We start from the raw sequence: 15175 nt of genomic DNA, 5'->3' as shown, positions 1-15175 counted from the left end.
GGCCTCCGGCGGATTGGGGTTCACATCCAGGCACTGTGCAATGAGCTGTGTGCCCGTCAGCACACCGCGCAGATTGGTAGTGATCTCGAACGAGAGCTCGTTGCCGCCGCCGTTGTAGGTCACATGGGGGAAAATCACCTTATTCCCATTCACCGTTCCCTGAAAGTTAACGCTGTCTGCTGTAAACGCACCGGAATTGATAAATCGAGAACTTTGGATGGTTTCGCCTTCGAGAAGATTCAGATAAACCTCTACATCAGCTTTTTCGCCCCACTCCCACATGTTATCCCGGCTTCCATAGTCCTTAAAATCCACATTATAGCTGCCGATCTCCAGCTGCGAAGGCAGCGGAGTGGGCTCCAGAGTGGGTTCCGGAGTGGGTACTTCCGTGGGCACCGGAGTGGGGGTAACAACCACCTCATTCGCAGCGGGGCTGTTGCCGTCCGTCTGCGCAGCCACACTGGTCTCCTGAACCACGCTGGTGCTTTGGGATACACTGGCCGGGACAGTGCTCTCGCCCTCGGCGAACACGCTGAATGCGCTGAATGCGCTCAGTGCCATGGCCATGGCCAGAACGGCGCTGATCCGTTTGATGCTCTGTTTCATGTGTTTCTTCTCCTCACTGTTTTTCGCTATTCAGAGGCACCGTGGTATTGGGTTCCGCCGGAGCCTCCTGTTCCATAATATCGCTGAACATTTCGGCCATGGCCGCCGCTTTGGCCTCGGCGTCCATTACCACGTCGCTCTCCACCTTGCCGTCCTTGATGGTGACCACCCGGTCCGCCACTGCCGCCAGGTCCCGCTCGTGGGTAACCATGACAAAGGTGATGTTGCTCTCCTTTGCCATATTCAGCATCCGGTACAGCACCTGCTTGGTGGTCTGGCTGTCCAGGTTGCCGGTGGGTTCGTCCGCAAAAATAACCTTGGGCTTGGCCACAAAGGCGCGGGCAATGCCCACCCGCTGCTGCTGGCCGCCGCTCATCTCGGTGGGTTTGTGGCCTGCCCGCTTGCCCAGGCCCATCTTTTTCAGCTCCTGGGTGGCAAGCTTGAGCCGCTCCTTGCGCCCCACACCCTTGAACATCAGCGGCAGGGCCACATTTTCCGCCGCCGTCAGATTTGGCAGCAGATTGTAGCTCTGGAAGATAAAGCCCAGATGCTCCTGGCGGAATTTCGCCAGTTCGTTCTCGGTCATCTCACTGATGTCGTGCCTGCCGATGTACACATGCCCCTTGGTGGGCTTTTCCAACCCCGCCAGCTGGTTCAGCAGGGTGGACTTGCCGCTGCCGGAGGGGCCCACGATGCAGCAGACCTCTCCCGGCTCGATGGCCAGGTTCACATCGTTCAGCGCAATGACCTTTTCGTGGCCCACCCGGTAAACCTTTCTCAGGTGCTCCACACGGATAATTGGCGCCATGATTTCACCTCTTCATTTTATCTGATTGCAGCTTACCGTCAGAAGATGCCCACAAACTGCAGCATCCAGCCGGTGCGGCTGCTTTTGAAGACCCAATAATACAGCACCGCGAATACCTCGCGGAAATAGCAGGGCATAATGGAGTTGAGCCCGATGGACGCGGGCAGCGCATCCACATCGGTGAAGCCCACCATACGGGCGTATTCTCCGCCCCGGTAACAATGGAAGGCATTGGTCACCACCACGATGGGCTCACTGGCCGCAATGCCCCGCTCCTCCAGAAGACGGCGGGCAAACAGCAGATTCTCCTCGGTGGAGGTGCTTTTATCCTCCACGATAATCTGCTCTTCCGGCACGCCCCGCTCGGCCAGCCATCTGGCCATGGCCACCCCTTCCGGGATGGTCTCGCCCGGGCCCTGGCCGCCGGTGACCACGATCACCGCGTCCGGATTTTCTTCGTGATACTCCAGCGCCTTTTCCAGCCGCCGGACCAGCAGCTTGCTGGGCACATCCTTGCGCAGGCCGGCGCCCAGCACCACCACCGCCTTCTCATCCCCCTGGGGCTGGTCGCTATAGCCGCTGAGGGCCACGAAGGCCAGCAGCGCGCAGAACACGCCCACCCCGCAGAAAAAACCGATGCGCAGCACCCGGCCCACACCGGCGGCACAGAATGCATCGATCTGCCGGTGGAACAGGCCATAGACCCACAGCCCGGCCGTGATGGCATACATTATAAGCATGCCGAAATTGAAATTGGAGCGCAGCGAGCGGACAATACTGTCTGCAAGAAAATATACCGCCAGCACCCACACAACGATCAGCTTGATATTCACAATACCCTTTCCATACTGCTTCATACTTTCCCTGTTAACAAACAGGCCGCGGAGCAACGCTCCGCGGCCGCCATAATACAAACGATATCACGCGGTTTTTTATTGCAATTTTTTCAAAAAATTTAGAAAATTTAAAAAGACTTGAAAAATTCTGCTTTACCGCAATTTTTGATCAGACAAACATCCGCTCGCTCAGGTCCTGACCTGCCAGGTCGGCATCCACACCCAGATAGGCGCAGATGGTCTTGCCGATGGCTCCGAAGCCCAGCACGGTGCCCAGGTTGTTGTTCTCCTTCACGCTGCTGCCCGCCGCCAGCATGGGAACATATTCCCGGGTGTGGTCGGTGGTCTTGGTGAAGCCGGGGTCACAGCCGTGGTCGGCGGTGATGATGAGCAGGTCGTCCGGACGCAGCTTTTTGAGCATCTCGCCCAGACCCTGATCAAACTCGGTGGCCGCGGCGGCATAGCCGTCGATGTTGCGGCGGTGTCCATAGACCATATCAAAGTCCACCAGGTTGATGAAAGCCAGGCCCTCGAAGTCCCGGTCGGCCAGGTCCAGCATCACCCGGATGCCCTCGGTGTTGCCGGAGGTTCGGATGGTCTCGGTGACGCCTTCGCCGTCGAAGATGTCGTAGATCTTGCCCACGCCGATCACAGCCTTGCCGGCAGCGCTGAGTGCGTCCAGCATGGTCTTCTTGGGGGGCTTGAGAGAGTAGTCGTGGCGGCGGGGAGTGCGCTGGAAGTCCGCCGCGCAGGTGCCCACGAAGGGCCGGGCGATCACGCGGCCCACGCCGTGCTCGCCCTTGAGCATATCCCGGGCGATCTGGCAGTATTCGTACAGCTGAGCCACCGGTACGATCTCCTCATGAGCGGCCACCTGGAACACACTGTCCGCCGAGGTGTACACGATCAGCGCGCCGGTGCGCATGTGCTCCTCGCCGTAATCCTTCAGCACCTCGGTGCCGGAATAGGTGGCGTTGCAGATCACCTTGCGGCCGGTGCGCTTTTCAAACTCCTCGATGACCTCCGGCGGGAAGCCGTTGGGGTAGGTGGGCAGAGCGCGTTCGCTCTCCACGCCCGCGATCTCCCAGTGACCGATGGTGGTATCCTTGCCGTTGCTTGCCTCCTGCAGGCGGGCGCAGGTGCCCAGTACCTGGGCCACGGGCTCGCCGCAGCTTACGCCGTCCAGATTGAACAGGCCCATCTTCTTCATATTAGGGGTATCGAACGCCTTGCTGGCGGCGATGGACGCCAGGGTATTGGCGCCCACATCACCAAATTTATCCGCATCCGGCTCGGCGCCTACGCCGAAGCTGTCCAGTACTACTAAAAACACTCGTTTTGCCATATTGTTCGTGCCTCCTTTTCGTTGGCTGTAGGGTGTTGTTTCATTATAGCGTATTTGCCCCAAAAAGTTAAGTATATCCCATCAGCTTTGTTGAAAAAATGCATTAAAATATTCTGTTAAATTTTTATTTAATTGGTACGATTGCATATACTTTTCCGAAAGCTTGCCGGGACCCCTTTCACGAAATGTTTTTTTATTATATAATAGGGGCGGCGAGCGAAAAAGCGACCCCGTCTCCGCTTCGGAGACGTTGTGGATAGATATTTGAGAAGAGAGTATTTAGGAGGATTTTACGAATGCGTAAGACGAAAATCATCTGCACCTTAGGCCCCTCTACCGATAAAGAGGGCGTAATGCGCGAATTGATCCTGGCCGGCATGAACATTGCCCGTTTCAACTTTTCCCACGGCGACTACGAAGAGCACAAGGGCCGTCTGGACAAGCTGAAGGCTCTGCGTGAGGAGCTGGGCCGCCCCGTGGCTGCTCTGCTGGACACCAAGGGCCCCGAGATCCGTCTGAAGCAGTTCGCCGGCGGCAAGACCAAGCTGGAAGCCGGCCAGAAGTTCACCCTGACCACCCGTGACGTGGAAGGCAACAAGGACATCTGCTCCATCACCTATCAGGATCTGCCCGGCGACGTTTCCGTGGGCAGCACCGTGCTGCTGGCCGACGGCCTGATCAGCATGACCGTTACCGCTGTGACCAACACCGACATCGAGTGCCTGGTAAACAACAGCGGCCCCATCAGCAACAACAAGGGCGTTAACGTGCCCGGCGTTTCCCTGTCCATGCCCTACCTGAGCCAGAAGGACAAGGAGGACATCCTGTTCGGTATCGAGAACGGCTACGACTTCATCGCCGCCAGCTTCACCCGCAGCGCCCAGGACATCCAGGATATCCGCCGCCTGCTGAACGAGCACAAGTCCAACATCCGCATCATCGCCAAGATCGAGAACCGTGAGGGTATCGACAACATCGACGAGATCCTGGCTGCTGCCGACGGCGTCATGGTTGCCCGCGGCGACATGGGCGTTGAGATCGACTTCACCGAGATCCCCATGATCCAGAAGGACATCATCTACCACAGCTTCTCCGCCGGCAAGCCCGTTATCACTGCTACCCAGATGCTGGAGAGCATGCAGGAGAACCCCCGTCCCACCCGTGCCGAGATCACCGACGTTGCCAACGCCATCTACGACGGCACCAGCGCCATCATGCTGAGCGGTGAGACCGCTGCCGGTAAGTACCCCGTGGAGGCTGTTCGCACCATGGCCGCCATCGCCGAGCGTACCGAGAGCGACTCCAGCTACATCGAGCATATGCGCAAGAGCCCCCTGGATACCCGCCTGAGCATCGCTGCTGCTACCGCTCATGCCGCCTGCACCACCGCAGCCGACATCAAGGCTACCGCCATCATCACCGTTTCCAAGAGCGGTGAGACCGCCCGCCTGCTGAGCAAGGGCCGTCCCGAGACTCCCATCATCGCCTGCGTGCTGGACGAGCAGACCCAGCGTCACCTGGCTCTGAGCTGGGGCGTGCATCCCATCCTGATGCCCTACGCCAACAGCACCGACGAGCTGGTTGAGCTGTCTGTTAAGACCTCTGTGGATCACGGCCTGCTGCAGAGCGGCGACCTGGTGGTTGTGACCGCCGGTGTTCCCGTGGGTGTTTCCGGTACCACCAACATGATCAAGGTCCACATGGTCGGCGAGTTCCTGGCCAGCGGCGTGGGCATCGGCAACCAGAACGCCAAGGGCGCCCTGTGCATCTGCCGCAACACCGAAGAGGTTGCCAGCAAGTGCAAGCCCGGCTGCGTGCTGGTGGTTCCCTACACCAACAACGAGATGCTGCCCTACATGCGTGAGGCCAATGCGGTGATCGTTGAGGAGGCTGGCATGAACAGCCACGCTGCCATCGCCGGTCTGGCTCTGGGCAAGGCTGTGATTGTTGGTGTTGCCAACGCTACCCGCCTGCTGAAGGACGAGACCATGGTTTCCGTGGACTGCGTACGCGGCACCGTTCAGACCATGCCTGTCTGATTTTTCTGAATTGCTTCTTCTCTCCCCTGTGCATCCGCACAGGGGAGTTTTTTATTGCCCGCACACAAAAAGCGGCGGCGCACACGGAAACATCTTCCGTGTGCGCCGCCGCCTTCTTTTTATTGCGTTCAGGGATTCCCCCGGTTTTTCAGCCGGGCCAGCCGCCGGGCCAGCTTTTCCCGCCGGGAGGCGGTGGCCTCCCGGTCCACCTGCCAGATCTGCCCGCTCAGGAGGAGCACATCGCCCTCCCTGGCATCCGGGGGCAGCTCGCTTCGATTTGCCTGCTGCCAGTGGGTGCAATCCATCTCGTCGGTGACCTCGATCACCGCCGTGTCCCCTTCCCACCGGTCCAGGATATAAAGCTCGCTCATTGCCGCATTCTTCCTTTCTCAGGCCGCGCTGTCCGCCTGCTGGCCGCCGGATGCCATGTAGCACTGCAGACCGCTTTCGGTGGCCGCAATGACCACACTGCCGTCCTGATCGGTGCGCAGCACCTGCGCGCCCACCATGGTGTAATTCTGCATTGCCTCCTCATGGGGATGGCCGTAGCTGTTGTCCTTTCCGCAGCTGACCACCACATATTGGGGCCGGATCGCCTGCAGAAACGCCAGCGTGTTGGAGGTGCTGGAGCCGTGATGGGCCGCCTTGAACACATCTGTCTGAGGCAGCTCACAGTGGGCCAGAGCATCCTGTTCCACCTCGGTCTCACCGTCGCCGGTGAGCATCACCCGCAGGCCCGGAGCGCTGAAAAACAGCACCTGGGACAGATTGTTGTAATTGTCGGTCTCCACGCCGTTTGCCAGCACTGCCAGGGTGGCCGCGCCAATCGTGAACTCCTGCCCCGGCTCGGCGGTCACGGTGGGGATGTTCTGTTCCTCAATGGTATCCATCACCCGCTCGAAGGTGCGGGTGGTGGGATAGGGTGCCTTATCGAAGTCCGGCAGAAGCACCTGCTCCACCTGCACATGCTCCAGCACTGCCTTCATGCTGCCGATGTGGTCCGCGTGGGGATGGGTCATCACCAGAAGCTTTAAACGGGTGATGCCCATTCCGTCCAGATAAGCCAGCAGCGCCTCCTCGCTGGAGGCCTCGCCCGCATCCACCAGGCAGTATTCCTGCCCGCTCTGTAAGAGGGTGGCATCCGCCTGGCCCACGTCGATGAAGTGCACCGCCTGGCCCTCCGCCGGGACCTGTTCCAGCCCCTGGGGCAGGGTGTTCACCTGCAGTCTGTCGTAAAAATCCTGCCAGGTGAATCCGCCCTCGCCGCTCTGGCCGCCCAGCCCCAGCCGGAGGCCGATGACCAGGCAGAAGGCGGTGAGCAGAAAGACCAGCCCCTGGGAGGGCGTGATGCGAATGGGATATTTTTTGCGCCGCGTGCGCCGTTTCCGTCGTTTTGCCATGGCTTACTTCCGCTTGGTTTTGGGGGCGAAGGTGGGCCGGCCGGAGTTTTTGCCGCCGCCCTTGCCGTGGTTGGGGACAAACCGGCCCTGCACCGGACGGCCCGCCGCCTTGGCATTCTGGGCGGATTTGCGGCCGGTGACCGGACGGGCCTGGGCGCTGGCCTTGGGCTTGTAGCCGGGCACCAGCAGGGGGATCAGGTCCTCCCGGTGGGTCTTGTGCAGCGCCTTGACCACCTTTTCCGCGTTGCGGGGCTCGTAGTACTGCAGCAGAGCCCGCTGCAGCGCCTTGCCCTCAGGGGATTTTTCCACAAACACCGGCTTGAGGGTGTAGGGGTCCAGGCCGGTGTAGAACATGCAGGTGGACACGGTGCCCGGCGTGGGGTAGAAGTCCTGCACCTGCTCGGGGCGGATGTTATGCTTGTACAGATACTCGGCCAGATAGACCGCGTCCTCCAACGTACTGCCCGGGTGGCTGCTCATCAGGTAGGGCACCAGATACTGCTTCTTGCCCACCTTCTTGGTCAGCTCATAGAACCGCTTGGAGAACTTGTTGAACACCTCCACCGGCGGCTTGCCCATGTATTTGAGGGTGTTGGGGGCACAGTGCTCGGGGGCCACCTTCAGCTGACCGGAAACGTGATGCTCCACCAGCTCCTTGAAGAAGGTCTCGTCCTTATCCCAGGTGAGGTAGTCGTAGCGGATGCCGCTGCGGATGAACACCTTTTTCACCCCGGGCAGAGCCCGCAGGCGGCGCAGCATGTTCAGGTATTCGGTATGGTCGATGATCAGGTACGGGCAGGGGCCGGGAGCCAGACACTTTTTGCCGCCCTGACACATGCCTTCGGTCATCTGCTTGGCACAGCTGGGCAGCCGGAAGTTGGCGGTGGGGCCGCCCACATCGTGGATGTAGCCCTTAAAGCCGGGCTGTTTGGTGAGCAGCTCACCCTCCTCCACCACGCTGTCCACACTGCGGCTGGTAACCCGCCGCCCCTGATGCAGGGTGATGGCACAGAAGTTGCAGCCGCCGTAGCAGCCACGGTTGTGGATGATGGAGAATTCCACTTCCTCGATGGCGGGCACACCGCCCACCGCATCGTAGCTGGGGTGCCAGGTGCGGGTGTAGGGCAGGGCCGCCACCCGGTCCAGCTCACGGCGGGTAAGGGGCTTTGCAGGCGGATTCTGCACCAGATAGCCGCTCTCCTGCTTCTGCACGATGATCTGGCCGGTGACGGAATCCTGATTGTCCATCTGGATGCGGCAGGCCTTGGCGTAGGCAACCTTATCGGTGCTCACCTTGTTGAAGCCCGCACATTCCAGATACTTAGCGGGCAGATGGGCGAAGTCGGTCATGTAGCAGGTGCCCGCCACATCCCGGATCTCGCTGGCCTTCTCCCCTGCCGCCAGCCGCCGGGCGATCTCCACCGTCTGGTGCTCGCCCATACCGAAGCTGATGATATCCGCACCGGAGGTCTCCGCAATGCTGGGCAGCACGGTATCCATCCAGTAGTCGTAATGGGCGAAGCGGCGCAGGCTGGCCTCCAGGCCGCCCAGAATCACCGGCAGATCCGGGTAAGCCTGCTTGGCCAGCTGGGTATAAACGGTGGCGCTCCGGTCCGGGCGCTTGCCCGCCACGCCGCCGGGGGTGTACTCGTCCACCTTGCGGCGCACCTTGGCCACCGAGTAATGGGCCACCATGCTGTCCACGTTGCCGCCGCCGATGAAAAAGCCGTAGCGGGGCTTGCCCAGCACTTTGAAGCTTTCGCAGGTGGTGTAGTCCGGCTGGCTGATCACGCCCACCCGGTAGCCCTCGGCCTCCAGAATGCGGCCGATGATGGCCGGGCCGAAGCTGGGATGGTCCACATAAGCGTCGCCCATGACCAGAACGAAGTCCAGCTCGTCCCAGCCGCGCTGGCGCATATCCTCTTTGCTGATGGGCAAAAACTGTGTGCCCTGCTGCATAAAGAGTCTCCTTTCTATTCCTTGCGGGCCAAGGCGGCCCGTTTCCGTTGGTAAAACCTTTCTATTGTCGCAACGCGCCCCCGGCAGGCCGCTGGTCTGCCGGGGGCACGAGCATCTACCTTGATTCCATTGTAACAAATCCTGCCCGCCGCGCACAAGGGCACGGCACAGGTTCAGGGGATCTCGTCCGGCACGGGGGTGTTGTCCGCCCGCATGGACCGCTCGATCCACTGCTGCCGGGTGATGAGCACCTCCCGGGGCTTGGCGCCCTGATAGGGACCGATCACGCCCAGCTGCTCCATATCGTCCATGATACGGGCGGCACGGGCATAGCCCAGCTTGCACTTGCGCTGCAGAAGGCTGGTGGAGGCCTGACCGGCGTCGATGACCACCTCCACCGCCTGTTCCAGCATGGGGTCGTGGCCGTCGTCCTCGTCGTCGCCGTCGCCGCCGGAGGCCTTCTCCGGCACCGCGTGCTTCTCCATCTCCTCGATCATCTTCTCATCGTACTGGGAGGTGTTGTCCTTCTTGATGAAGTCCAGCACGGCGCTGATCTCCTCGTCCTTCACATAAGTGCCCTGGATGCGCAGAGGCTTGGAGGCGCCCACCGGCATGAACAGCATGTCACCCATGCCCAGCAGCTTCTCCGCGCCGCCCGCGTCCAGAATGGTGCGGCTGTCCACCTGACTGGACACCGCAAAGGCAATCCGGCTGGGGATATTGGCCTTGATCAGGCCGGTGATGACATCCACACTGGGGCGCTGGGTGGCCACGATCAGGTGCATGCCCGCGGCACGGGCCTTCTGGGCGATGCGACAGATGTAGTCCTCCACCTCTTTGCCGGCCACCATCATCAGGTCGGCCAGCTCGTCGATGATAATGGCGATGTAGGGCAGCTTTTCCAGACCCTCGGTCTCAGCCGCCAGCCGGTTAAAGCTCTTGATGTCACGCACGTTGTTCTCAGCGAACAGGTGGTAGCGGCGCTCCATCTCGGCCACAGCGCTGCCCAGCGCACCCGCCGCCTTGCGCGGCTCGGTGACCACCGGCATCAGCAGGTGGGGAATGCCGTTGTACTCCGCCAGCTCCACCACCTTGGGGTCGATGAGGATGAGCTTCACATCCTCGGGGCTGGAGCGATACAAAAAGCTGATGATGATGCTGTTCACGCACACCGACTTACCGCTGCCGGTGGAACCGGCGATCAGCAGGTGGGGCATCTTGCACAGGTCCGCCACCTGGGCGTTGCCCGCAATGTCCTTGCCCAGGGCAAGGGTCAGGGGCGAGGCGCTGCGGGTGTAGGCCTGGGATTCAAAGATGCCACGGATGCCCACCGGGCTGGATTTTCGGTTGGGCACCTCCACGCCCACGGCAGGCTTGCCGGGGATGGGGGCCTCGATGCGCACGCCGGCCGCCGCCAGGTTCAGGGCAATATCATCGGCCAGACCGGTGATTCGGCTGATCTTCACGCCCGCCAGGGGCTGCAGCTCGTACCGGGTGACCGAGGGGCCGCGGCAGATGTCCAGCACGCGGGTCTTTACGCCGAAGCTTTCCAGCGTGCTCACCAGCAGCTCGGCGTTCTTTTTCAGCTCCGCCTCCACGCCCGGGTCCTCCGCCGACTCCATCACCTGGAACAGGTCAAGCGGCGGATAGCAATAGGCAGCAGGCTGTTCCACAGGCTGCGCAAGGGCGGTTTCCGCCGTGGCGGCCGCCGGGTTCAGCGGACGCAGCGGCTCGCCGTAGGAATTGCCCATAGTCTGGCTGGGCTCCATGGCCTTGTGGATCAGACTGTCCAGCTCGGTGACACCGACATTGGGCTGCTCCGGCTCCAGCGGGATCGGCTGGTCCAGCTGGAAGGGCGGCTCGTCCGCGTCGGAGGGCTCCGGCGCCTGATCGAACCGCATCTCCCAGGCATAGTCCGGGCTGCTGCTGGGATAGGGCTCGAAGCCCACATCCGGGTCCTGCTGAGGCTCGTCCATGGGAATCTCGGTCTCGAATTCGCTGTGCTCCTCCGGCTCGGACCCCGGAACCGCTGGGCAAAGGCCTCCTGCTTTTGCTGGCGGGCAGCGGCCCGCTCCTGGGCGGCGGCGCGGCGCTCGGGTTCCCGGCGCAGCTGCTCCTCCTCCCAGGCCTCGCGCTGCTGGCGGGCAGCATCCCGGTCAGCCTTCCAGTCGCCCAGATAGTCCTCCGCGATCTGCCACAGATCACCCGGGGTCACCCCCAGGTACCACATGACCATGGCGATGAGCATGATGACCAGCAGGATATTCGCCGCCGGATGCCCGCACAAGGCCAGCAGGGTGCCGCCGATGATGCCGCCCAACAGGCCACCGCCCAGCATACCCTGACCGTTGGCGTATAACGCCGCGGTGGCCTTGCCGAAGCTCAGGCCCACCAGGTCGATTTTGGAGAACACCACTGCCGTGCCGCAGATCAGCATCATCAGCAGCAGGGACTTGGCGCAGCGGGACCAGATGGGCCGCCCCAGCGCCACCAGCACCGCGATGTAGAGCAGCACCGGCCCCAGCAGATAGGTACACACGCCGAACACGCCGAACAGCACGCCGCGCAGCATGGCCCAGACCGACTGCCCGGCCACCAGAGACATGGCAATGATCACAACGCCCAGGCAGAACAGCAGAATGCTCCAGCTCTGGGCCACATCCGGCTGGCTGCGCCGTGAGCGGGAGCGGGTGGTTTTCGCGCCGCTTTTTGCGGCGGGTTTCTTCTTTTGTGCCATACGCTTTCTTTCCCTCGTTTATGTATTTCCAGCCCCCGGACCATTTGGTTTTCCGGGGGCGCCGCGCACCCGGCGCGGGAATTTTTCGGAACTTATCTATTGTATCATAAAACCATAGGTTTTAAAACCCAATTTATCGGACAGTTTCCTCTCTGCTTCGGCTTTCCTCATTCTTTGCGCCGGTTCGATTCCGTTCGATCTGGCGATACAGGTAAGCAAGCGCGTCGCCCAGACCGCCCAGTTCGTCGATCAGGCCCTCGGCCACCGCCTGCTCACCGCCCAGCACGGTCCCCACATCCATCACCAGCTCGCCGGTGTGCATCATCAGCTCCAGAAAACGCTCTTCGCTGATGTGGGAATGGCTTTGCACAAAGCCGGTGATGCGCTCCTGCATCTGCTCGAAATAGCGCATGGTCTGGGGCACCCCCAATACCAGCCCGGAATGTCGCACCGGGTGAATGGTCATGGTGGCAGTGGGCACAATAAAGCTGTGCTTGGCGCTGACCGCCAGCGGGATGCCGATGGAATGCCCGCCGCCCAGCACCAGGGTGGCGCTGGGCTTGGTCACCCCGCTGATCAGCTCAGCCAGGGCAAGGCCCGCCTCCACGTCGCCGCCTACGGTATTCAAAATCACCAGCAGACCCTCGATCTCCGGGTCCTCCTCAATGGCCACCAGCTGTGGGATCACATGCTCGTAGCGGGTCACCTTCTGCTCCTGTCCGGCACTCACGTGGCCCTCGATCAGACCGATCACCGTGAGGCAATGGATGGCATGACGGCCCTTGGTGCGGATCACCGAGCCGGTGTCCATCATAAAATCCTGTTCCAGCTTTTCCTGCTCCACCTGGGCATCGGTGGGCCGCGGAGTATCATTGTTCGGCATTGGTCTCTTCGCTCCTTTTGGCAACGCCGCCTGCGGTGTTGGCCGTGAATCGTGCGGGGCTGCCTTTTGTTTTTTCTATCAGTTTGCACGAATTTTTTGTCTTTATGCCCACACAGACGGCCTTCCGCCCTGCAATTGGTTTGACAAGCCTTTGTGAATCCAGTATTATAAAGTATGGATATTCCTGCAAAAGGCCTGTTTTCGCCTTTTGCTCGCTTCTGCACAGGGCAGGCCACGTACCCGCCCGTTGCTTTAAATCATTTTCAAAAGACGGTGATGATAATATGAACCATTCTCAAGGAAAGGTATCTCTGCCGGTAATCAAACGGCTGCCCAAATATTACCGCTACATCAGCCAGATGCAGAGAAACGGTGTGGTAAAGGTATCTTCCAGTGAACTGGCCCGCATGATGGGCACCACTGCCAGTCAGGTACGCCAGGACTTTAACTGCTTTGGCGGTTTTGGCCAGCAGGGAATCGGCTATAATGTGGAGGTACTGCTGCACGAGATCGGTCGCCTGCTGTTTGGCGAGGGCGAAAAGCTGCCCACCATTCTGATCGGTGCCGGCCGTCTGGGCCGGGCGGTCTCCCGTTTTCTGACCACCGATACCAACGGCTACCATCTGCTGGCTGTATTCGATGTGCAGCAGGAGCTGGTGGGCCAGGATCTGGACGGTATTCCCATCCATCACATTGATGAGCTGGAGTCCTTCTGTGCCGCCCACAATCCTCAGGTGGCGGTGCTCTGCCTGCCCCGTGAGGGCGCAAAGGAGCTTTCCGGCCGGCTGGTGGACCTGGGCATCCGGGGCTTCTGGAACTTCAGTCACTACGATCTTTCCATTCCCTACCCCAATGTGACGGTGGAGAATGCCCATCTGGGCGACAGCCTGATGAGCCTGGGCTACCGGCTGCGGAACGACTGAATCCATCAAACAACAGCAGCCCGGCTGCGTGAAAGCGCAGCCGGGCTGACTTTTGGCGAATGAGCGTCTTCTTCGCCGTATAAAGAGGTTTATGCAACACTATGGCAAAATTGTATTTTCGCTACGGCGCCATGAACAGCGGCAAAAGCACTGCCCTGATGCAGGTGGCCTATAATTACGAGGAGCGCGGCATGCGGGTGCTGGTGATGAAGCCCAGCGTGGATACCAAGGGCGGCGACAAGCTGGTCAGCCGACTGGGTGTGACCCGGCTGGTAGACATTGCCGTGACCCCCAAGCTGGACATTCTGGACCTGGTGCGGGATCTGCTGACCCGTGCCCCCGCCCCGGCTTGCATTCTCACCGATATTCGTGTTTGAAGGCGATCAGGTTGTCATCGACGAGGGCGGCGAAGTGGAATACGTAAGCCTGTGTGCCCAGTGCTATTTCAAGGCGCGGGATGACTTCTATCGCCGCCATCCCCGCATTACAGTTTGAGCATATAACAAAACTCCCGAAAGCCTGTGCGGCTTTCGGGAGTTTTCTTTTTGGGGCAATTTACAGCACAACGCCCTTGACCAGCAGCGAGATGGTGCCGTCCGGCTCGTTGACGAACTCCACATAGTCGTTGTCGCCACGCAGAAGACTGGTGGGGATCTTCATCTCGATGCCGCTCTCGGTCTTGATGGACTGGTATTCCATCCGCTTGATGCGGGCGGGCGGAACCGATACGGTTTCCTCCAGAGGCAGATTCGCCTGCTCCAGCTCCTGGGTGAAGGACTCCACCGCCAGCGGGAACTGCTCCTCCAGCCGCTCCTTTACCCGCTGGACCTCCAGACTGCCGTCACCGGCCACCGCCTCCTCACAGAGGATGGCTGCGATCTCACTGTCGCTTTTCTGGTTGTCCTCGTAGCTTTGGCGCACCGCCTGGGCTGCGGCGGTCTGCACCGTCTGCAGCTTGGCCCGCTCGGGCTGGGCCTGGGTGCTGCGCAGAATGCGCTCGGACAGATAGAAGATCTTCGTCCCGTCCACCTCGTATTTTTTCTCCACCAGCTTGATGGAGCCGTCGGTCATATCCACGATCACCGACTCATCCGGCTTGGAGCCGGCGGCGGGCAGCAGGGTACGCTGCTTGATCAGGGCGTTGTAGTGCTGGCCCTCCACCTGCTGATAATAGTGAGCATAGGCCGCCTTGTAATTCATCTTCAGGACGGCGATGCTCTCGTGCCCGTTGATGGAGCAGTAAATCACGATCAGGTCCGCATTGGGAATGGCCGGGCTGGTGCGCATCACCTGAAAGAATTCGTTCGCCACCTGCTTGGAGCACTGCACAAAGTCCTGATTGTCCAGCAGCAGCGACGGGAAGGTGGCTTCCGGCAGAAAGCTGCAGTTTTTCACCGCATCGTTGTAATAGGCCTTTTCCAGGTGGGCAGCCAGATAGTCGGCGGTATCGCCATCCAGCTCCAGCAGCCGGTCGGAAAACACCGGTGCACCGCCGCTGGAATCCAGCACGTGTACGATGGCCTTAAAGATCTGTAATTCCATGAAGATCCGTTCCTTTCGCTTGAGGTTCCTGTTTATTATAGCGGAAAAGCCGCTGTTTGGGTAGGGGCGCTTTTTCCTCTTTCCCCTTTCCTCCAAC

Annotated in this window: 11 protein-coding genes and 3 pseudogenes; 3 read left to right on the top strand and 11 right to left on the bottom strand. The window is 60.6% G+C overall.

Annotation, left to right across the window (positions count from 1 at the left end):
* From J7G73_RS10820 to J7G73_RS10805, 4 genes and pseudogenes are all read right to left on the bottom strand, one after another.
* A pseudogene (locus J7G73_RS10820) lies at nucleotides 1-606 on the bottom strand (hypothetical protein); the annotation flags it as partial.
* Nucleotides 607-619: 13 nt separating this feature from the next.
* Complete coding sequence (locus J7G73_RS10815) at nucleotides 620-1414, bottom strand: ABC transporter ATP-binding protein (protein WP_291246261.1); 795 nt, start codon at nucleotides 1412-1414, stop codon at nucleotides 620-622.
* 38 nt (nucleotides 1415-1452) lie between these two features.
* Entirely contained in the window at nucleotides 1453-2271 is an 819-nt protein-coding gene (locus J7G73_RS10810; RefSeq protein WP_291246260.1) for a YdcF family protein, read from the bottom strand.
* A gap of 148 nt (nucleotides 2272-2419) precedes the next feature.
* The gene (locus tag J7G73_RS10805) at nucleotides 2420-3595 is read right to left on the bottom strand and encodes a phosphopentomutase (RefSeq protein WP_291246259.1); all 1176 of its coding nucleotides are present in this window, start codon (nucleotides 3593-3595) and stop codon (nucleotides 2420-2422) included.
* Between the two features lie 296 nt (nucleotides 3596-3891).
* Between J7G73_RS10805 and pyk the strand changes: the two genes are divergently transcribed.
* Nucleotides 3892-5634: a pyruvate kinase gene (gene pyk / locus J7G73_RS10800; protein ID WP_291246258.1), complete on the top strand. Its 1743-nt coding sequence runs from the start codon at nucleotides 3892-3894 to the stop codon at nucleotides 5632-5634.
* Nucleotides 5635-5762: 128 nt separating this feature from the next.
* On the opposite strand, the gene J7G73_RS10795 is transcribed toward pyk, so the two are convergent.
* The 6 genes and pseudogenes from J7G73_RS10795 to J7G73_RS10770 all read right to left on the bottom strand — a co-directional run bounded on the left by J7G73_RS10795 (nucleotide 5763) and on the right by J7G73_RS10770 (nucleotide 12613).
* Entirely contained in the window at nucleotides 5763-6005 is a 243-nt protein-coding gene (locus J7G73_RS10795) for a DUF3006 domain-containing protein (protein ID WP_291246257.1), read from the bottom strand.
* Between the two features lie 18 nt (nucleotides 6006-6023).
* Nucleotides 6024-7034, bottom strand: a complete 1011-nt coding sequence (locus J7G73_RS10790) for a ComEC/Rec2 family competence protein (protein ID WP_291246256.1) — start codon at nucleotides 7032-7034, stop codon at nucleotides 6024-6026.
* A gap of 3 nt (nucleotides 7035-7037) precedes the next feature.
* The gene (locus J7G73_RS10785; protein ID WP_291246255.1) at nucleotides 7038-8993 is read right to left on the bottom strand and encodes a YgiQ family radical SAM protein; all 1956 of its coding nucleotides are present in this window, start codon (nucleotides 8991-8993) and stop codon (nucleotides 7038-7040) included.
* Between the two features lie 173 nt (nucleotides 8994-9166).
* On the bottom strand, nucleotides 9167-10969 hold the full coding sequence (locus J7G73_RS10780; RefSeq protein WP_291246254.1) for a DNA translocase FtsK: 1803 nt from the start codon (nucleotides 10967-10969) through the stop codon (nucleotides 9167-9169).
* 113 nt (nucleotides 10970-11082) lie between these two features.
* Nucleotides 11083-11223: pseudogene (locus J7G73_RS10775) on the bottom strand (hypothetical protein); the annotation flags it as partial.
* A 640-nt stretch (nucleotides 11224-11863) separates the two neighbouring features.
* On the bottom strand, nucleotides 11864-12613 hold the full coding sequence (locus J7G73_RS10770) for an ATP-dependent Clp protease proteolytic subunit (protein WP_291246253.1): 750 nt from the start codon (nucleotides 12611-12613) through the stop codon (nucleotides 11864-11866).
* Between the two features lie 284 nt (nucleotides 12614-12897).
* On the opposite strand from J7G73_RS10770, the gene J7G73_RS10765 reads away from it, so the two are divergent.
* Together J7G73_RS10765 and J7G73_RS10760 are read left to right on the top strand one after the other, a co-directional pair.
* Complete coding sequence (locus tag J7G73_RS10765; RefSeq protein ID WP_087295737.1) at nucleotides 12898-13536, top strand: redox-sensing transcriptional repressor Rex; 639 nt, start codon at nucleotides 12898-12900, stop codon at nucleotides 13534-13536.
* A gap of 101 nt (nucleotides 13537-13637) precedes the next feature.
* Nucleotides 13638-14031, top strand: a pseudogene (locus tag J7G73_RS10760) (hypothetical protein).
* 60 nt (nucleotides 14032-14091) lie between these two features.
* On the opposite strand, the gene J7G73_RS10755 reads toward J7G73_RS10760, so the two are convergent.
* Complete coding sequence (locus J7G73_RS10755; RefSeq protein WP_291246252.1) at nucleotides 14092-15078, bottom strand: nucleoid-associated protein; 987 nt, start codon at nucleotides 15076-15078, stop codon at nucleotides 14092-14094.
* Nucleotides 15079-15175 lie beyond the last annotated feature (97 nt).

The sequence above is a fragment of the Allofournierella sp. genome, from assembly GCF_017889395.1.
Taxonomy (GTDB): Bacteria; Bacillota; Clostridia; order Oscillospirales; family Ruminococcaceae; genus Allofournierella.
Note: the sequence above shows the minus strand (reverse complement) of the source record. Positions and strands in the feature narration are given on the sequence as shown.